Consider the following 19,485-nt stretch of genomic DNA (forward strand, 5'->3'; position numbering starts at 1 on the left):
TCCGGAATTTACAGGTTTAGAAATTTAATTTAAGCCCCACAGTAACGGTGCGATAAGCAGGGAAGGCGGTGTAATCCAATCCGGAAGAAAGGTTTGCATTGCTGCCGCTGCTGTTCAGGTTAGTGTTTACTTCCGGGTCTGATCCTGTATATTTAGTAATTGTAAATAAGTTTTGTACGGAGCCATATACTTTGATACCTGCGAGGCTCTTCAAAAAGGTTTTAGCTAGGGGGATATTATAACCGAGTGTAATCATTTTGCAACGGAGATAGGAAGCATTTTCTACGAAGCGGGAGTTCATCAATCCACCATAGGAAATAGCATATCCATCTCTGGGAATATCCGTGTTTTCGTTGGTGGTGGTCCATCTGTTCAGCGCTGCTTTACCAGGACCTGATTCCAGTACCAACGCGGTACCATTGTACAAGCTATAATCTAAAGCTCCCTGCAGGAAGATGTTTAATTCAAAACCTTTGTAGGCAAAGTTGTTGTTGATACCATAGATGTAATGCGGGTTGGCATGACCGAGGTAGGTGCGGTCGCTGGCATTGATGATGCCATCTGGTTTGCCATCAGGGCCACTGATATCTTTGAATTTAGGATCACCTGGTTTTGAGTTAGGCTGTGCAGGATGTGCTTCACCGGTTTTTATTACGCCATCGTACACATAGCCATAAAAAGTACTCAGTTCCTGTCCTGGCTCCAGTTTGGTAAAGTCCATACCGCGACCGCCATACAGGTTAGCCGTTTGCGTGATCACATAAGGGCGGCCACCCAGGTCTATTGCTTTCTGTTTGTTATAAGCAATGTTTAAAGTAGTATTCCAGGTAAAAGCGTGGTGGATAATATTTTCTGTGGTGATGGCTAATTCCAGTCCTTTATTTTCAACGGTGCCGGCATTGAGGGTTTGAGAGGGAAAGCCATTCCAGTCGCCGATAGGTATATCGAACAACAACCTATTGGTTCTCTTCCGGTAGAAGTCGAGCGTAGCAGAAATGCGGTTGTTTAAGAAACCCATATCCACGCCGACGTCCCACTGTGCCGTGTTTTCCCAGCCCAGGTTCTCATTGGACAGGCGGGTCATCACCGTGCCGCCGTAGCTGTCACTACCTGCGCCCAATGATACATTGGTAGGTCCAAAGAGGGCCATGTAGATATAGTTGACGTTTTCGCCTAATCGGTCGTTACCGGTTTCACCGTATCCTGCTCTTACTTTCAGGTTGGAGAATACATTCAGGTTTTTGATGAAGTCTTCTTCACCGGCTCTCCATGCAATAGATCCGGAGGGGAAATTTCCGAAGCGCGTGTTACCACCAAATTTGGAGGAGCCATCCCGGCGGAAAGTAAAGGTGGCCAGGTATTTATCTTTCAGCGAGTAATTTAAGCGGCCATAGGCGGAGGCGAGGGGAACAGGTACATCCAGGCTGATGCTGGACAGGCGTTCTGAACCAGCCTCCAGGTTATGATACAGGAATGCATCTGTACTGAATTTCTGTACTTGTGAATAGTGTCTGGAATATCTGTCTGTCTGATAAGAGACACCCGCTACGAGGTTGAAGGAATGTACCTGATTAAATACTTTTTTATAGGTAAAGTAAGCTTCTATCAGGTTACGGGTAAGTGCCAGGTCGTTCAGGCTGGCTTTACCACCTACTTTTTCACCGTCTACCAGGTCGCGGGGCAGGTAAGTACCTTCTTTTGTGGTGGTATATTCCGTACCGCCATTTACACGGAAGTTAAATCCGTCGAGGATCTGGTAGTCGGCATATGCGTTGATGTTTACTTTATTTTCATACCGGTCGTTGGTAGGTGCCAGTAACCAGGCCAGTGGATTGTCTCTTCCTTTGAACCTGGCATAGGAACCATCCGGATTGTATACAGGAATAGCAGGGGACGCGGTTAATACACCATACATCACGTTAGACGGTACGATGTTACCATCATAGGTTTTGAAGTTGGTGTAGGCGCGTGATCCGTATACGTTGGCGCCTATTTTAAAACGTTTGGAAAATTGCCGGTCGTAGTTAAGACGTATGGAGTATCTTTCGAAAGAAGTGTTTTTCAAGGCACCGTCCTGTTTAAAGTAGCTGCCGGAGAGGGAAACGCGATCTTCCGGTGTACCACCACTTACGCTGATGTTGTGACTTTGTACCATACCGGGGCGGGTAGCCAGTTTGAACCAGTCGTTGTTCCGGCCACTGGTCAGGTCTTCCGCTGTATAGAAAGCAGGTTGTCCTTTTTCGATGGCTTTGGCATTGGTGACCTGCATGTTCTCCAGGCCGTTCATTTTATCGTATTCCTTTACGATACGTTGCGTACCGTAGTAGCCATCATACTGGATGTTTGCTCTGCCGGATTTACCCCTTTTCGTGGTGATCATTACTACGCCATTAGCGCCACGGGCGCCGTAGATGGCGGTAGAAGAGGCATCTTTTAAAATCTGTATATCATCGATATCATTCGGGTTGATATCTTTACCGGTTTCAGAAGGAAAACCATCTACTACGTAGAGGGGTTCGTTGGTAGATTTGATGGAGTTACCACCGCGGATACGCACAATGGTTTGTCCGCCGGGCGCCGCATTCGACTGACTCACCTGTACACCTGCAGCACGGCCCTGGATGGCTTGTGCGGCATTGGAGGTGACACCGCCGTTGTTCATCTGATCGCTGCTGATAGAGCTGATAGAGCCGGTGAGGTCTTTCTTTTTGGTGGTACCATAACCTACTACCACTACGTCGGTCAGGTTGGACACATCTTCTTCCAGTACTACTTTAAAAGCGGTGGTGCTGCCATCGAATTTTACGGACCAGGGTTTGAAGCCTACCATGGAGAATTCCAGTGTTTCACCGGGATTAGCGGAAATGCTGAAGCTACCATCCGATTTAGTCACCGCACCATGTTTGGTACCTTTTACGGTAACAGTAGCGCCGGGGAGTGGTTGTCCTTTGGCGGTGGTAACGGTGCCATGAATTTCTACCGGTGGCGGTGGTGTGCTGGCTGGTTGTGTGGCTGTTTTGTTTTTGACGATGATAGCGCCGTTTTCAATGCTGTAGGAGAGTGGTTGGTTGCGCATGAAAATATTCAGGGCATCATTGACCGTCATGTTTTTCACCTCAATATTGCTTCTGCCGCTTTTCTCCAGTAGCGCTTCATCCGCCAGGATATTAAGTCCGGTTTGTTTGTTGATTTCCCGGAAGACATCTTTGGCAGTGGCGTTTTTAAGCGACAGGTTCACCACCTGGTTTTGTGATTTAGCCGCCTGCACCTGCATACCAGTGGCGAGGCAGAACAAGGCCAGCAGCTTACTGGCTTTCAGACGTTTGGTGGAGCGCCGGTAGTTATCATACCGGGTACAGGCATCAGTACTTAATCGCATACTTGTGCTGATTTTGATTTAGATAATTGGTTGTTAAGTTTTCTATCGTTTTTCTTCAACTGTACTCTGGCTTTAGTGCCGCTCATCGGTTGTTGTCACTGTTCATTTGCTAATCAGTAGTTGGTTATTCTTCTCCTTTGACAATCAGTTTTTTTCCGTTTATGCTATATGTTACATTATTGGCATCCAATAGTTTTAATACATTCAGCAGCGGGCTGCGGCGGCTGATCATACCAAAGAATTTCCTTGGTTTTACCGGGCCTTCGTATACTACTTCGAGATCGTACCAATGCGCAAATTGTTTGAGCACGGTGGTGAGGTCTGCGTTTTCGAAGCGGAAGTAGCCTTCTTTCCAGGCAATAATTTCATCGGTGTTGATACCGGTTATTCTTTTTTGGTTGCCATTGCTGTTGGTCTGCGACTGTTCTCCGGGCGCCAGTTGGAGGCTGCCTTTATCGCTGTTTACTTTTACGGCGCCTTCCAGCAGGGTGGTATTCACCGTGGCTTCGTCTGTGTAGGCGTTGATGTTAAAGTGTGTACCCAGTACGTCGACTGTAATTTGTTTTGTTTGTACGCGGAAAGGCCGGTGTGCATCGTGTGCAATTTCGAAATAGGCTTCTCCGGTGAGTGTTACTTTGCGTTCATCGCCGGCAAAGGTGGCGGGGAAACGGATGGATGAGGAGGCGTTGAGCCATATTTTGCTACCGTCAGCCAGTACCAGCGGGAAGCTTTCGCCGGCGGCGGTGGTGAGTGTATTGTATTGTGGAGTGGCGGTTTCGCCGGTTGTTTTTTCGTATATCAGTTGTCCGTTGTTTGTCCGGATATTGCCTTGTTGGGCCAGTTGCTGCATGCCTTTTTCGTCCAGTACAATTGTTTCTCCGTTGGCCAGGGTCAGTACCGCTTTGTTGGGTGTTGTACCGTTGACTACGAATACCGGTCTATCGGCTGCCGGGGCTGCCGGGTGATGAGGATGCCAGAACCGGTAGGTAACCGGGCCGGCTATCGCCAGCAAAACGGCTGCTGCTGCGGCCAGTTTAAGCATCCGGTATTTGCCTCCAGGCTGCACTGGCACCACCGGGGTGGCCTGTATATGCTTTAAAAGCGCCTTCCTGACCCTGTCGCCCGCATGAGTTGCCGGTGGTGCCGCCTCGGGCGTTACCTGCCGGAAAGCGGCTTGTAATTCGTTTAACAGGGTACGGTTCGACATGTCCTGCCGCAGGTAGTCCATTAGTTCAATGGCTTCCGTAGGCGTACACGTCCGCTGTTGCCAGCGGAGGAGTAATTCCTCATTATACGCGTCGTTTTTTTCGGTGGACATATCTATACTATCCGAAAAACGACTAATAGGGTGGGTGGGGATGAAAATATTTTTTTGCTATGGTTGGGTGATGACAAAACCCGATAGCAGGAAGAGGGGAAGCAACCCATCTGCGTTAGTATAAAAATAAAAGCGGATACTTTTCATGGCCATGACCATATGTTCCTTCACCGTATTCCGGGAGATACCCAGTTCTATGGCTACTTCTTCGTAGCTTTTGCTTTCCTCCCGGCATAACCTGAATACCTTTTGTCGCTGTGGGGGCAACTGACGGATGGCTTCCAGCAATAATGCTTCATACTCCTTCCATATCAGACTGGTGTCTGCATCATTTGTTTGCCGTTGTAATTCCTGCATCACCTGCAGGCGCAGCGTTTCATCGGCAGTAATCTTTTTTAACGATTTAAATACCTGGTTACGGGTAATACGATACAGGTATCCACTGAAGGACAATTCCGGATTGATACGCTCCCTGATCTCCCATATCTTTATAAATACTTCCTGTAGTGCATCTTCTGCAAAAGCAGGAATATTAACAAAGTGGAGTATGTAGGTGTAAAGTGAGGGGTAGTATTGGTTGTATAATGTGATATATGCTGCTGCATCCCCTTGCTGCAGTTTCTTCAACAGAACCGCTTCTTCATTACCCACTGGCATTGTTATTTAAAGCTAAAATAAGCAATTGGCGATAAATTTTCCGGAATTTTCTGGGGAAGACAACATCCGCTGGATTTACTATCTTCGCCACGGTTCTTTACGTATTACCATCGAAGCAAGTATTGGTTTCCGCCGAAAGGCGGGATTAAAAGGGAACTGTGTGTAAATCACAGGCTGTCCCGCAACTGTAAGTTTTGCGCAGCTCATTATACTGCAACCGGTAAATAAGATGCCACTGTTCCGCTCCGGGAATGGGAAGGTATTTGCCGGCAAAACGAGCCAGGAGACCTGCCTTTACTTCACTTTGACATTGCTTTCGCGGATTGAGGCAGGTCAGGTTTTGATAGTAGTCTTTTTTAAAACAGCTAGCTGGCTAACTGCCTGCCTGTGAATAATAATAGCCTGCTGCCTTTTCCTTTCTCCTTCCTTCCGTTAAAGTATTGTGATATATGTATAAGAGCGTGGATACTCTTTTATCACTATTAAAAACAATACCAAAATGACGATGCAGGAAAAAATGCTGAAAGCAGAGACCCGTATATTCAAAGCCGTATTTCCCAGCACAACCAACCATTACGACACCCTCTTTGGTGGCACTGCCATGTCGCTCATGGATGAAGTGGCGTTCATTACAGCCACCCGTTTTTCCCGTAAAAAAATGGTGACGGTATCCTCCGGACAAATAGATTTTACGCGGCCCATTCCTGCCGGTACGATTGTGGAATTAATTGGTAAAGTAACGGAAGTAGGCAATACCAGCTTAAAGGTGCTGGTGGAATTGTATATAGAAGAGATGTATTCTGATAGCCGGGAGAAGGCTATATCAGGCACTTTCAGCCTGGTGGCGATTGGGGATGATAAACATCCGGTGCCCATCAATAGTTAAACGGAACAAATGAGGAGGCGGGATCATGTTGTGATCCCGCCTTTTTTGGGTATTTGAGGTGTTAGTTCATAGAAATGGTCATCATTTATTTTAGATTGAGATCTTTTACACCTGTTACTTCTGTAGAAATTTCTCCCAACCAACCGGCTTCTGCACGTTGACCAGTCTGTACTTTAATAAAGTCGATACCGGTGAGTTTTACAGGGTTACCGTCTTTATCTACTGCCCAGTCGATTTTAATTCTCGCATCAGGATCGTCATTAGGCATGTTATCTGAATAGCCCCAGGAAAAAGGAAGAGATACATAGTAAGGTGAACCTGGATCGCTGGAGGTATTTTTAACATTGGCAGCAGAAAGTTTAGTGCCGGTAAACGTGATGCTGTCGCCTTTCCACTGTGGATAGTAGGATTGGTCGTGGAAGATATTTTTCGCTAGATACCCGCTACCGCCCTGGTTATCTTTCCATTTGATGTAATTCTTATCGCTGGTATAATTATCATCCGGATCTGGAGTAGGAGCCTTGGTAGTATCTGGTTTATAGTAAGTGATCTGGTAGTTTTTAATTGTTTTGGAGCTGTTGTACTCAGATCCGGCAATTTCAAACCATTCGTCGTCTGGTAATCCGTTTTTGTTTTTGTCAACGGAAACGGAGATGACGCCCGGTTCTCCGAAATTGGCAAAAGCATTGCCCAATACAACGAAAGAGTATTGACCAGGTACATTTTTGATGGTATGGTCGAAGCCCATGACTACGTAGCCACCGAAGCCACCGAGTGAAATCATACCGTTTGCCTGCGACAGCGCATCCAGTGCGTGGGCTGCCATTTTTTTATCGTCGTCGCCTTTATTCCAGGTGGGCAGGTCATTGATAAATTGTCCGGGTGCAGGGAAGTATTCAAAAACTTTAGTGACTTTGTTTAAAAAGGGGCCGGTTGGTTCCGGATCTACCKGTGTTACTGCCTGATCTTTGCTTTTGGAGCAACTGGCGGCTATCATAGCCGTAATCATACCTGCGAGTAGAAATCTTCTTTTCATAATAGTTGATTAGTGTGATTATTTATTTGCTTTCACGAAAACCATATGACCGGGGATATCTCCGGTAACGGCTGACCATTTCTTTTTCCCTGTTTTATCGAAGCAGTATAGGGTGCCGAAAGACACATAATCTTTGGCATCTGTTACAAAAAAGTCTCTGGTGGCAGGATTCACAATAATGCCATAAGGCATTCTGATGGATTTTTCTGTGCCATCTGTAATGAAGTTGGTATTGAGCAACGTTTCTGTTTTTACGTTGATCATGTTGTAGGAAACGGTCCATTTGCCGGTATTATAGCTGAACTGAGAGCCATATACAAAAGCGGTATCACCGGCGATGCAGAGGTTACTGGCGCCGATATCAAACGTTTTTTTGACCGCATCTGTTTTGGTATCAATCACAAACAGCTTCGATGGAATACTGCGATAATCGCCGCGGGAAGTCACGTATAAGTCGCCCTCACTATCCGCTTTCAGCCGATCGAGGTTGATGGCCACATCAATTTTTTTTGTTTCGGTGAAGGTGAGCAGGTCAATGACAGAAACGGTGCGATCATAATTAGGCACGCGGTAGCCACCGGAATTAGCCACATATAATTTATTATTTACCACTGCCATTTCCTCCGGTTGGTAGCCTACAATTACTTTCCGTGTTACCTGCAGGGTGGCGGTATCTACTTCTGCTACAAAGCCAATGGGAGCGGCACCATCTATTTTTACCGGCCCTGCGTAAGAGCTCACATAGGCTTTACCGTTAGCAAAGGTGATATAGCGGCAGTTGAGGATATCGATTTTTCCGAGGCGTTTGGTATCGGCTACGTTCATCACTTCTACCTTGTTGGATACGTTGATAACGGCGTATAGTTTGCTGCCATAGATCTGGATGTCGTTACCCACATCTCCTAATTCTTTTACTACCGTTGGATTTCTTTCGGCATATATATTTTTTGTATAAATGCCGGTGGTATAATCGAAATAATCGAGGGAGGCTTTATTGCTGCCCATATTGCCTTCATTCAGCAGGTACATGCCTACATAAGGTGCATTGGGTTCCGGTGTGGTTACCGGTGTGATCACCGGTTGCACAATGGTGTTTTCCTTTCTGCAGCTGATGGCGGCGCCAACAACAACAGCCAGGAGTAAGATATGTTTTGCTTGTTTCATCATGATGAATGCCATTAAATGTTAACAGCTACAATGAAGCGGTAGTTTCTACCCGGCATGGGATAGCTTTGTACTACTTCATAGAACTGGTTTGCGAGGTTATTTACCTGTGCAGTAACGTGAACGTGTATACGTTTATATTGAAATTGTTTGCCAAAAGAAACATCGCTGGTGTACCAGGCAGGTACGTAGTTTTCTGCGGCGTTGTCTTTGCCGTTAAATCTTTCCCCAGTGTAGATGAAGCTGTAATTGGCTTCCCATGATTTATAGTCGGCCGCGAGGAGTAGCGTACCGCTATGTCGGGGAATATAAGCAATCTGTTGCCCATAAAAGCCATCCATCGGATTGGTATAATCCAATGCCTGCTGGAAGGTATAAGTGGCTTTGGTGTTGAGTTGCAGTTGTTGTGTGATAGGCCAGCTGCCGCTGATTTTAGCATCGAGGCCTTTAATTTTTACTTTGCCCAGGTTCATCATGGTCCATACAAACTGGTTTTGTCCGGGGATGGCTACAATTTTATCGGTTACTTCGTTGTAATAGGCGTCTACTTCTACGTTTGCTATTGACAGCCATTTACCGGTAAATGTTTTATTCCAGGTGATGCCTGCATCGTATTGTGTGGCAAACTCCGGTTTTAGCAGGTGGTTGCCGATTGCCGTATAGTAGAGGTCATTGAAAGTAGGCATGCGGAAGATACGTTTATAAAATCCACGCACTTTCAGGTCTGGTGTTGGTAAAGGCTGCCACGAAATAAAAATGGCCGGCGTGAATTTTTGTTGATACGGTGCTGCGGTGTTGACTTTCACCGTTTCCTTCACGAGGGTGGTGAGCAGGCTGGTCTGTGCGCTGAACCGTTTGAAATTCATTGCAGATGCCGCGGCAATGAGGGTGGTGTACCTGACGGGATAGCTGAAGCTGTCCAGGCTGGCGTTTAATTTATTCCATTGAAAATCGCCGGACAGGGAGATGGTCCACCAGTTGGTGAGGGCATACTGCTGCGCCAGCGAGAAATACATTTCGTATTGGTAGTAGTGATTATTTACCGGAAACTGTGCGGTATCCTGCGTTTTGTAATGCGTATAGTCGTAGGCGTATTTCCCGTTGAGCAGGATGCTATAACGTGGTGTCACTTCTTTCCTGAAAGAGGATTGAGCGAAAAAGCTTTTGTCCCACAAACGATCTATGTGGCCAAATACACCATTTACAATAAAGCCGGGAAGTCCTCTGGCGGATTCATAATAGTACACTTTTGTATTCCATTCACCGCCTTTGATAGTGCCGTTGAGTCCGGCTTCCACCCGCACGGCATTTACATCGCTATTCCTGCGGTAGTCGCTGGTATCGTATAGGAGGACGTGTTGGTCGTTGAATTTTTTATAAGTATACTTATATCTGCCGGTGGCATTAATCCATTCACTGCTGAAGGAAAGGGCGGTATGTTTGCTGATTTTTTGTTGCCAGAGAATAGAAGGGTTGAACAGCCCAAAGGAGCCTGTTTTTATGGTTGCTTTTGCATGGCTTTTTTCACCGGGTGCAAATTTGGGTTTGAGAGATGTTAAATAAATGGAGCCTGCGGAGCCAAAGTCTTTGGCCGGTTGGAAGATGTTACTTTTTTGTCCGTTATACAGGGCAATTTCTTCCATGTTATCCAATGAAAATTTGCCCAGGTCTACCTGTCCGTTTTGGGCGTTGCCCAGCTCTATGCCATCGTAGAATACGCCGGTGTGGTTAGATCCCATGCTGCGGATATCCACCGTTTTGAGGCCTCCTATACCACCATAATCTTTGATTTGCACGCCGGAGAAGAAGCGGATGGCATCGGCAACAGAATGAGTACCCAGCCTGCTGAGTTCTTTTTCCTGCATTTTTTGTCCGGGGCTTATTTCCTTGCCTGACCGGGGCGCAGTAACGGATACCTCCTTCAGATGAGTGGTAGTGGTATCTGTTTGTTGCGCTGTAATGAAGGTGAATGGCCAGATGATGAATCCCATCAGACATAAGCATCCCCTTATCAGTGAACGTATTTGTTCAGTGAATTGCATAAATTTTTTTCTCTGTTAATGTTTCATCAACAGCCTTCGACCGAAGAAAAAATAATTAGGAAAGCATATGGTACAGGCATTGCCTGTAGCTTGCATGTATCCCTAAGCTTCATTCCACGAAAGCTCAAAAATGAATGGTATGGCAGGTATTCTGACTTGTCTCTGCTTCTGGCGACCTTCCCATTGAATGAACAACAGTGGTCAAGAGTGATGCCTTTGCATTAGTTGAGACTTACAGCAGCGGGACTGTTCAGGATTTACGCCTGATTCCCTTTTAATTATTACTGGCCGGAGTGGACAGGAATAAACCATAATGGGGCAAAAGTAGGTTATTATTCTGTTGATGCAAAACAGAAAAGCAAATAGGGGAGAATGGTTGGTTTTTTCGGGAAGCGTTATTTAGCCGCACTTTCTGCGCCGCAGTCGTCCATGCGTCTGGTATCCAGGATATACTGGATTTTCCATTTACCATCCAGTTGTACCATTTGGAAGGAGTTGGCGCCGCAATGGTGGAATTGTTGTTTAAAATAAAAGCGATACGGTGTCCATACAGATGCCATGGTACCATCAATAGAGATGTTGCCAAATTCGATGCGTTCATCGGCGGCATTGGCAGGCAGTTTTCCAATGATGGAGGCGAACTCGTCGACGCTGGTAGTTTGTACATCTTTGCTTTTGGTGGTCACGGACTGAAGCCGGGCATCCGGGGCAAAGCAGGCTTTGAGAGCGGTGCTGTCGGCGTTGCGCATGGCGGTAAACAATTGGGTAACCGCTGCTTTCACAGCATCTGTAGGTGTTTGTGCAGATACAGTGAGGGAGGGGATGAGTAGCCCGATGAAGAGGTAAAACAGACGATGCATTTTTTTATACTAAGATAATGAATTTGTGCTGCATGAATATGGCAGTTGTGATAGATTAATGATCCGTTATAACTACTGGTGCTGCTGATTTTTGCCTGGATGAAGCCATGAAAAGCAGGGGGAGTGTTACCAGGAATATAATGCCTACCAGGAGGAAGGTGTCGCTGAAGCTGAGTAGGGTACTTTGACGGGTAACGGTATGGTCCAGGAGTTTCAGGGCTTTGCCGTGGGCGTCTGTGAGTGCCGCACCTTTGCTTAGGAAGAATTGGGTGTATCCATTGAGGCGGGCTACTACGGCGGGGTTGTCAGTATGTAAGTGACTCACCAGGTCATAACGGTGTTGGGCGTTGCGGTTGGCGAGATAGGTATTTACCATGGCGATGCCGAAGGAGCCACCGAGTTGTCGCATCATGTTATTGAGTGCCGCGCCTTGTGGGATGTCCGTTATAGGCAGTGACGATACGGCCAGTGTGGTGAGTGGTACGGTGACGAGCGCCAATCCTACGCCGCGCCAGATAAGCGACACGGTAATATCTGCGGCAGTGGCGTTCTGATTTAATTGCGACATCTGCCAGCTGAAGAGTATAAACAGCCCCATGCCGGCTACTATCAGAAAGAGAGGAGACACACCACGTTGCAACAGGCGGGCGGAGATGATGAGGCCACCAATGGCGAGGCAGGCGCCGGGTAGCAATAGCATGCCCGTTTGCAGTGGGGTAAAATTCAGGAGTCGTTGGGCAAATACCGGGGTAAGAAATACGGAGCTGAATATACCCATTCCTGATACAAAGGTGAGCACGGCTGCAATACTGAGGTTGCGGCTTTTAAGCACCCGCAGGTTCACTACCGGATGCTGGATACGAAGTTCCCACCAGATAAACAGGGTAATACATAAAGTAGCAATGGCGGTGAGCCAGGTGATATAGGGCGCTTCAAACCAGTCGTCAGTTTCACCGCGTTCCAGTACGGTTTGCAAAGCGCTTACACCCAGTGCCAGTAGTGCGATACCTGTCCAGTCGATTTTACTATCCGCTGTTTTTTCATGGGGTTCCTGTAGCAGCACATAACAAATGGCAGCTACTGCTATACCGATAGGTATATTAATGTAGAAGATCCAGGGCCAGGAATAAAATTCGGTGATATAGCCGCCGAGTGTAGGGCCTATCGTGGGACCAATAAACACGCCGACGCCAAACAGGGCGCTGGCAACATTACGTTTCTCTTTGGGAAACAGTTCAAAGATGATGACCTGTGATACGGAGAGGAGGGCGCCGCCACCAATGCCTTGCAGGAAACGGAATGCCACCAGTACCCAAATGTTGGTGGCTTGTCCGCACATCATGGAAAAGAAGGTGAAGGCAATGATAGATCCGATGTAATAGTTGCGTCTGCCCAGTTTGCCTGCCAGGAAGCCGGTGATGGGAATAATAATTACGTTGGCAATAGCGTAGGCTGTGATAACCCAGGAAGTGTCTTCCAGGGTGGCGCCCAGGTTGCCACTCATATGCGACAAAGCTACGTTTACAATGGAGGTGTCTATCAGCTCCATGATAGCTGCGGTGATGACCGCTATGATCAATATGGTCCGTTTCATTGGTGTGAGTTAATATACCGATCGGTATATTTATAGAGAAAAAATATGGGTTATAATTCGTCGATCACTTTTTCAACGGACTGCATAATTGCTTTCCGGTAATTCATTTTACMGGTTAATTTGGCAATCATAATACATCCTTCAATCAGGGCGATCATGGTCAGTGCGGTTTGTTCTGCAGGGGCGTTTTTGTTGAATTCTCCCTGTTGTATACCTTTTTCAATGATACCTATGATCGTATTTTTCCATCGTTGTATCGCGTCTGCGGCCTTTTGTTTTAACAGGGGGTGTGTATCATCTGCCTCTGTTGCGGTGTTAAGAATAGGGCAGCCGCCTGGTGGAAAGGGATGTTTGAGAAAGTTTTCGTACACATGTACATATACCATCAGTTGATCCCGCGCGCTGGTTTTTTTATCCATTTCCTGCCGGATGATCGCGCCTACTTTTTGCAGGTTATGATCAAATGCGGCCAGGGCTACTTCGTCTTTATTAGCGAAGTTGCCGTAAATACTTCCTTTTGTTAACCCGGTAGCATTGGTCATATCATTCAGAGACGTGCCGGTATAGCCCTTTTCATTGAATACCGGCGCGGTCATTTCCACAATAAACTGTTTTGTTTTCTCTGCTTTGTTCATATGATACGCTTTGGCTGGTACAAAAATATACCATTTGGTATTAAAAATAATATTTTTTTAGGAAGATGGAAAAAAGGATGCTTATGGTTTGTCGGCCGCCATCATCAGGAAAATGGGACGGCGGGTCTCATCCTGCATTTCGGGGTATTGTGCCAGTATTTCCGGAGTGGGTGTTGGTTCTGAAAGATACCGGAGGCGGAAGCCGGCTTCCAGCAGGCTATTCACCCAGGTAGCCGCAGTGCGGTGGTATTTTACTACATCTGTATCCAGGAACCGCGTTTGCCGTTGTCCTTCCGCCTGGTAATGATCTACCGGCCAGTGGAGGCGGTTGCCGGCGGCATCGTAGTACCAGTCCTGCGCCGCATTGCAGGTAAACACCGGGTGTTCCACAGATAATACAAAGGTGCCACCGGAACGCAGGCTGTTAAATACCTTGCGGCATACCACATCGTAAGCGGCTACATAGTGCAATGCCAGGGAGCTGATGACTACATCAAAGGAGCCGGGGACAAAGTCAATATCTTCCATGGCTTGTTGCAGGTAGGTGATGGCGGGATCGGGTGTTGTTTGCCGGGCCCGTTCCAGCATCTTCTCTGAAATATCTACGCCTACTACAATGGCGGCCTGTTGTTCCCGTGCATACCGGCAATGCCAGCCGAAACCGCAGCCCAGATCCAGCACGCTGGTATCGCGTAATGCAGGTAACATAGCACGGAAAGTTTGCCATTCTCCCGCTGCATTCAATCCATCTACGGAACGGGCCATCTGGCTGTAGCGGTCGAAGAAAGACGGATCATCGTATTTATTCTCTTTCATATTACGCCGGGTTGATGTGTTTGCTGGAAAGTTAAAAATAAGAAAACATTAAAATTAAGAAAAAGCGGCAAGTATAATGTAATATGCGCCCGCATGGCTTCCGGGAGGGGCGAATAAAATATTGTAAAAAGTTGGCGGAGCATGCTTATATTGTGTAGACCAGAATTTTTATAAATCGCTATGGATGATTTGTTGCGTCGTATTCAGTACGAGGGTGACCAGTTGGCTTTCCGGGAATTTTACCTGGCACATGCGCCACAGCTGCTCGACTTCGCATTTGTATACATAAAAAGCAAATTTATTGCGGAAGAAGTGGTGAACGATGTATTCATGAACCTGTGGCGTTCGCGGCAGCGCATTCATGAAATAGCGAATCTCCGCGTATACCTGTATGTAGGCGTGCGCAATGGTATCTCCAGTTATTTTAGTCGCAATAAGGATTGGCAGCATGTGGACATAGACACGGTGTCGGAAGTATCGCTGGAATTTACCACCGATCCTGAACAACAGCTCATCACCGCCGAATTGCGCAAACGCATTGAAGGCGCCGTTGCCAGTCTCCCGCCCAAATGCCAGGTGATTTTTAAAATGATTAAGGAAGATGGACTTAAATACCGGGAGGTAGCGGAAATCCTGCATCTATCTGTTAAAACGGTAGAGAACCAGCTCACCATTGCCATTCGGAAAATCAGCGCGGAAATATATCTTTGCACCGGTGAACAGCGAAAAGCGGGGCATTTATCCAAATTATAAACGCTTTTTTGGGGGTTTTTGCCGAAAACGGTGTCCTTGATACAGTAATTACATTAATGGAAGAAAGAATCGATTTACTATTAGCCAGGAAAATTTCAGGGGAGGCCACGGAAGCTGAGCTGCAGGAACTGCAGCAATGGCTGAAAGACCATCCTGAAGACGGTTTTGTGATGGAGGTGGTTAATGCAACACAATCAGTACCTCCCGCTAACAGCCAGGAGTGGGCCGGCAACAGCTGGGCCGCACTGGAAGCTGCCATGAATGCACCGGCAACAGCACCGGAAGCAACGCCTGCTGACACCCTGCCACCAACCGGTAAAGTGATTCGCTTTTTCCCCCGCTGGGTAATTGCTGCCGCCGTTTTAGCCGCGGTAGTCATTGCCGCCACTTTTATATTCCGTCCATCTCCCATAAAACATACCACTACCCATCCCGAAAGTAATACCATCGTGATGCGCAAGGGGGCACGCTCCAGTGTACAACTACCCGATGGGACTACGGTTTGGCTCAACAGCAGTAGCCGTTTGAGTTATAGCGACGGATTCGCACATGGCAAACGGGAAGTATTTCTCCAGGGAGAAGCTTTCTTCACCGTGAGCCAGCAGGAACAACAACCTTTTATTGTACATGCCGGCAATATGACGGTACAGGTATTGGGCACCACCTTTAACGTGAAAGCCTATACGGAAGATCAGCAACTGGAACTGGTACTGTTGTCCGGTAAAGTAGCCGTGGCTACCACCCGGCAACCACAGCCACTGCAACTGGTACCCGGACAAAAAGTAACGGTCTGGTCGGCCGCTGCTCCGGACAGCCTCCAACAACAACCAATGACGGTAGCCGCTTTCCCGCTGGATGCCAACAGCAACTCCTGCGATGAAACGGCCTGGATACACAACCAACTTATATTTAAGAATAAAACATTTGCCGCCTTATCAAAAGAAATGGAACGCTGGTATAATGTGAATATTCATATACAGGACGCTTCCCTTGAAAAAGAGTTATTCAACGGCGTCTTTCAGAAAGAGAATGTAACAGAGGCATTGAAAGCCCTGCAAATTGCAACACCATTTACGTTTTATCAATCAGGATCAGAAATATATATTAAGAAAGCAGGGTGATAATTATCCCAACCGCGTTCAGATATGAAGTCGCTTATAGTGATTTGCATGCTTATCGCTATGCTGGTAACCAACTATGCCACAGCACAGCAGAAATTCAGCTTTTCTTTCAGGCAGGTCCGTATGGAAAAAATACTGACCACCATCGAAGAAAAGAGTGGATACCGCTTTCTGTATAACAGCCGCTTGCTGCCCACTGCGCCGGTAAGCCTGAAAGTACGGCATGTTACGCTGGCCACCGCCCTCAGCCGGTTGCTGGGAGATTCACTCACGTATCGTATCCTCGATAATAAACTGGTCGTAATTTCTGCGGTGGTACGTCATGCTGCAGCAATAGACACTTCCCTGCAAAATGCACCGCCGGAGCGTATTAAAGACCTGCATGAAGTGATGGTAACGGCCATGGGTATACGAAAAGAATCCCGCGCCGTAGGGTATGCCCTTCAGGAAATAAAAATTGAAGGCACCGAAATGGTGAAGGCCCGCGAAGCCAACGCCTACAGCTCCCTTTTTGGAAAAGTGGCCGGCCTGGCTGTCAGTAATTCCCGCTACCTGTACAATGATCCACAACTGTATCTCCGCGGCAAACAACCGCTGATCGTAGTAGATGGCGTACCCGTCAACTCCGACTCCTGGGATATTAATATTGAAGATATTGCCTCCATGGTGGTGCTGAAAAGCGCCGCTGCCGCCGCATTATACGGACAGGAAGGTGCACGCGGTGTGATTCAGGTCACCACAAAAAAAGGAAGCAGCGGCAGACGCGGATTTGAAGTGTCCATTAACTCCACTACAGAGTTGCAGGGCAGCGCGGTAGCCATGCCCCATGCGCAACATAGCTACGGTCCCGGCGACTATTTTAAATACGCCTTCGTAGATGGAAAGGGCGGTGGCACTTACGACTACGACTATAACCTCTGGGGCCCCCGGTTCGAAGGCCAGCTCATCACCCAGTGGGATAGCCCCCGCGATGCCAACGGACAACTGATCCCGCTGCCATGGGTATCTAAGAATCCACGTAACCTGGAAGACTTTCTCCGTACAGGTATCCTGGCTACTAATAATATTGCGGTCACGGGCAACAACGGCCCCGGCGATTTCCGCCTCTCGGTCACCCAACTGAATCAGCGGGGCAGCATTCCCAACACCCATCTTGGTATCACCACCGCCATGTTGTCCGGCGGGTATAAGCTGGGTAAAAAAGCCCGGGTAGAGGCGCAGTTGTCGTACAACAAACAATACGCACCCAACTATCCGCAAATTTCATACGGACCGGAAAGTCCGATCTATGAACTATTAATCTGGGGCGGCAGCAATTTTGATATCCGTGATCCCAATCTCCGGCAATACTGGTATCCGGGGAAAGAAGGGGTGCAACAACGATGGGTAGAGTATACCCGCTACAATAATCCCTGGTTCAATGCGTATGAATACGAAAAGGCCTTTTATAAGGATGTATTAACCGGTTACGCTGCTTTGTCCTATCGCTTGAACGATCACCTGGATATGCAGCTAAAAACGGCCATTAATGGCTACTTTACCAATACGCATACCAACTACCCTGTTTCAGGGTTATACTATGGCGCCGATTTTAACCAGGTAGGCGCCTATGCCGAATCCGGTAACCGGTATAGTCAGGCGAATAACTCCCTGTTGCTGAATCATAGTACCAAACTGGATAGCAACTTTGCCTGGAAAACAACGCTGGGCGCCAATATACAGAACATCCGTTATGAGAGTAACAGCGCGCATACTTCCGGAGGGCTGGTACTTCCGGGCGTTTATAATCTCCAGAATTCTGTTAAGTCGATTGATAACGCTACCAATTACCGTGCGGCCCGGCAAATGCTCAGCGCCTTTTTTATGACGGATCTGAGCTATAAAAATTTCCTGTTCCTGGATATCTCCGGTCGGGTAGACCGTAACTCCAGTATGCCCGTGGAACGGGATACCTATTTTTATCCACAGGCCAGTTTGAGTGCGGTATTGTCGGATGTGATTCCGCTGCCGAAAGCGGTTTCTTTTCTGAAATTATCGGCGTCGATAGCGAAGCTGGGAGAGGGACTTACTTCCATCTCTCAAAATTATTCCCTGGAGCAAACCTACGATAAAGGCACTACCTGGCAGGGCTTCCCTTCCGTAAATTATGCGGCCGACAATGTGTTGTATAGTAAAGATATCCGCCCGGAATTTCATACAGTATATGAACTGGGCATGGAAGTACGATTGCTGCAAAATCGCTTGTCGCTCAAAACGCAGGCCTATAAAACCATTGACGGGCCACAGATTTTTGATGTGTCTATCTCCAATGCTTCCGGCTATGGTTATCGGAAAGTAAACGGGCTGGTAACAGAAAGAAGAGGGCTGGAATTTACGCTGGAAGCAGTACCTGTGGAAACCCGGTATTTCAGGTGGAATATGGGAGTGAACTGGAGCAGCAATATCAGCTATCTCCGGAAAGTATATGATTCGCTGCTCAACTATATCCGCATAAAACCGGGAGAACGGGTAGATCAGTTATTTATTAATCCCTTTGAAAGAAATCCTGCTACCGGCGCTATCCTTTATCACAACGACGGTACGCCGATTATCAATGACCAGGTGTATAAATTTGGCGGCTATGCCAACCCCGACTGGATAATGGGAACCACCCAAACCCTGAACTGGAAAAATATAGCGCTGACGCTGGAGTTTGATGGCAGCTTTGGTGGGAAAATTTTCAACCTGCTGGATTATAAAATGTGGCAGTCGGGCGCACATCCACAATCAGATAATGAATACCGCTATCAGGACTGGCTGCATCGCAATGATCCCAATTACAAAGGAACGCGTATAGGCGTTGGCGATAAGGTAGTGAGTGGAGAGGTGAAGTATGATGCAAACGGCAAGGTGATTTCCGATACCCGCACTTTTGCGCCGAATACTACGCCGGTACTGGAGCAAAACTGGGCCAATAGCTATGAAACAGCCGATGAGCGCAGGTACCAGAGCAAAACATATTTTAAGTTGCGGGGTATGACTTTCACCTATCGTTTAGCCCCTGCCGTTGTTAAGAAAATAAAAGGGCTGAGTGCCGCCAGCGTATCGGTAGTGATGCGTAACCTGATGTATTTTGCCCCTTTGAAACAAATAGACATGGATCACTGGTCGTATAGTTCACAAAGTGAATTGGAAGAGCCATCCATGAGGAGTATTGGCTTTAATCTCAACGTTAAATTCTGACT

Annotated in this window: 14 protein-coding genes and 2 riboswitches; of the genes, 4 read left to right on the forward strand and 10 right to left on the reverse strand. The window is 47.3% G+C overall.

What is annotated here, in order from left to right; all coding sequences use genetic code 11:
• Nucleotides 1-16: 16 nt before the first annotated feature.
• The 3 genes from AC1DFM_RS18885 to AC1DFM_RS18895 form a co-directional block, all read right to left on the reverse strand.
• Nucleotides 17-3,379 (reverse strand): TonB-dependent receptor, encoded by a 3,363-nt coding sequence (locus AC1DFM_RS18885; RefSeq protein WP_477078302.1) that lies wholly within the window; start codon nt 3,377-3,379, stop codon nt 17-19.
• A gap of 124 nt (nt 3,380-3,503) precedes the next feature.
• Nucleotides 3,504-4,697 carry a FecR family protein gene (locus tag AC1DFM_RS18890; RefSeq protein ID WP_477078303.1) on the reverse strand — a complete coding sequence of 398 codons (1,194 nt, stop codon included), beginning with the start codon at nt 4,695-4,697 and terminating at the stop codon, nt 3,504-3,506.
• A 57-nt stretch (nt 4,698-4,754) separates the two neighbouring features.
• A complete protein-coding gene (locus AC1DFM_RS18895) occupies nt 4,755-5,348 on the reverse strand; it encodes an RNA polymerase sigma factor (protein ID WP_477078304.1) in 594 nt (197 codons plus the stop codon).
• A gap of 112 nt (nt 5,349-5,460) precedes the next feature.
• Nucleotides 5,461-5,664: riboswitch (cobalamin riboswitch) on the forward strand.
• A 189-nt stretch (nt 5,665-5,853) separates the two neighbouring features.
• Between AC1DFM_RS18895 and AC1DFM_RS18900 the strand changes: the two genes are divergently transcribed.
• A complete protein-coding gene (locus AC1DFM_RS18900) occupies nt 5,854-6,240 on the forward strand; it encodes an acyl-CoA thioesterase (protein ID WP_477078305.1) in 387 nt (128 codons plus the stop codon).
• A gap of 85 nt (nt 6,241-6,325) precedes the next feature.
• Here AC1DFM_RS18900 and AC1DFM_RS18905 read toward each other — a convergent pair whose 3' ends face one another.
• From AC1DFM_RS18905 to AC1DFM_RS18935, 7 genes are all read right to left on the reverse strand, one after another.
• Entirely contained in the window at nt 6,326-7,276 is a 951-nt protein-coding gene (locus tag AC1DFM_RS18905; RefSeq protein WP_477078306.1) for a hypothetical protein, read from the reverse strand.
• Between the two features lie 18 nt (nt 7,277-7,294).
• Nucleotides 7,295-8,443 (reverse strand): YncE family protein, encoded by a 1,149-nt coding sequence (locus tag AC1DFM_RS18910; RefSeq protein WP_477078307.1) that lies wholly within the window; start codon nt 8,441-8,443, stop codon nt 7,295-7,297.
• 11 nt (nt 8,444-8,454) lie between these two features.
• Nucleotides 8,455-10,482 carry a TonB-dependent receptor gene (locus AC1DFM_RS18915; protein WP_477078308.1) on the reverse strand — a complete coding sequence of 676 codons (2,028 nt, stop codon included), beginning with the start codon at nt 10,480-10,482 and terminating at the stop codon, nt 8,455-8,457.
• Nucleotides 10,483-10,606: 124 nt separating this feature from the next.
• A riboswitch (cobalamin riboswitch) is annotated at nt 10,607-10,810 on the reverse strand.
• Nucleotides 10,811-10,877: 67 nt separating this feature from the next.
• A complete protein-coding gene (locus AC1DFM_RS18920; RefSeq protein WP_477078309.1) occupies nt 10,878-11,342 on the reverse strand; it encodes a nuclear transport factor 2 family protein in 465 nt (154 codons plus the stop codon).
• Between the two features lie 55 nt (nt 11,343-11,397).
• Nucleotides 11,398-12,936 carry a DHA2 family efflux MFS transporter permease subunit gene (locus AC1DFM_RS18925; protein WP_477078310.1) on the reverse strand — a complete coding sequence of 513 codons (1,539 nt, stop codon included), beginning with the start codon at nt 12,934-12,936 and terminating at the stop codon, nt 11,398-11,400.
• Between the two features lie 50 nt (nt 12,937-12,986).
• A complete protein-coding gene (locus tag AC1DFM_RS18930; protein WP_477078311.1) occupies nt 12,987-13,571 on the reverse strand; it encodes a TetR/AcrR family transcriptional regulator in 585 nt (194 codons plus the stop codon).
• Nucleotides 13,572-13,652: 81 nt separating this feature from the next.
• Entirely contained in the window at nt 13,653-14,387 is a 735-nt protein-coding gene (locus AC1DFM_RS18935; protein ID WP_477078312.1) for a class I SAM-dependent methyltransferase, read from the reverse strand.
• Between the two features lie 180 nt (nt 14,388-14,567).
• Here AC1DFM_RS18935 and AC1DFM_RS18940 point away from each other — a divergent pair, with 180 nt between their 5' ends.
• Genes AC1DFM_RS18940 through AC1DFM_RS18950 form a run of 3 tightly spaced genes read left to right on the forward strand, consistent with a single transcriptional unit; the run spans nt 14,568 to nt 19,483 of the window.
• On the forward strand, nt 14,568-15,140 hold the full coding sequence (locus tag AC1DFM_RS18940) for an RNA polymerase sigma-70 factor (RefSeq protein ID WP_477078313.1): 573 nt from the start codon (nt 14,568-14,570) through the stop codon (nt 15,138-15,140).
• A gap of 56 nt (nt 15,141-15,196) precedes the next feature.
• On the forward strand, nt 15,197-16,261 hold the full coding sequence (locus AC1DFM_RS18945) for a FecR family protein (RefSeq protein WP_477078314.1): 1,065 nt from the start codon (nt 15,197-15,199) through the stop codon (nt 16,259-16,261).
• Nucleotides 16,262-16,285: 24 nt separating this feature from the next.
• On the forward strand, nt 16,286-19,483 hold the full coding sequence (locus AC1DFM_RS18950) for a TonB-dependent receptor plug domain-containing protein (RefSeq protein ID WP_477078315.1): 3,198 nt from the start codon (nt 16,286-16,288) through the stop codon (nt 19,481-19,483).
• Nucleotides 19,484-19,485 lie beyond the last annotated feature (2 nt).

Source organism: Chitinophaga sp. 05T412, assembly GCF_056396465.1.

Coding starts and splice junctions, on each gene's coding strand:
- AC1DFM_RS18950 (WP_477078315.1), top strand. CDS start 16,286: ATGAAGTCGCTTATAGTGATTTGCATGCTTATCGCTATGCTGGTAACC.
- AC1DFM_RS18940 (WP_477078313.1), top strand. CDS start 14,568: ATGGATGATTTGTTGCGTCGTATTCAGTACGAGGGTGACCAGTTGGCT.
- AC1DFM_RS18900 (WP_477078305.1), top strand. CDS start 5,854: ATGACGATGCAGGAAAAAATGCTGAAAGCAGAGACCCGTATATTCAAA.
- AC1DFM_RS18915 (WP_477078308.1), bottom strand. CDS start 10,482: ATGCAATTCACTGAACAAATACGTTCACTGATAAGGGGATGCTTATGT.
- AC1DFM_RS18890 (WP_477078303.1), bottom strand. CDS start 4,697: ATGTCCACCGAAAAAAACGACGCGTATAATGAGGAATTACTCCTCCGC.
- AC1DFM_RS18925 (WP_477078310.1), bottom strand. CDS start 12,936: ATGAAACGGACCATATTGATCATAGCGGTCATCACCGCAGCTATCATG.
- AC1DFM_RS18910 (WP_477078307.1), bottom strand. CDS start 8,443: ATGATGAAACAAGCAAAACATATCTTACTCCTGGCTGTTGTTGTTGGC.
- AC1DFM_RS18920 (WP_477078309.1), bottom strand. CDS start 11,342: ATGCATCGTCTGTTTTACCTCTTCATCGGGCTACTCATCCCCTCCCTC.
- AC1DFM_RS18935 (WP_477078312.1), bottom strand. CDS start 14,387: ATGAAAGAGAATAAATACGATGATCCGTCTTTCTTCGACCGCTACAGC.
- AC1DFM_RS18945 (WP_477078314.1), top strand. CDS start 15,197: ATGGAAGAAAGAATCGATTTACTATTAGCCAGGAAAATTTCAGGGGAG.
- AC1DFM_RS18885 (WP_477078302.1), bottom strand. CDS start 3,379: ATGCGATTAAGTACTGATGCCTGTACCCGGTATGATAACTACCGGCGC.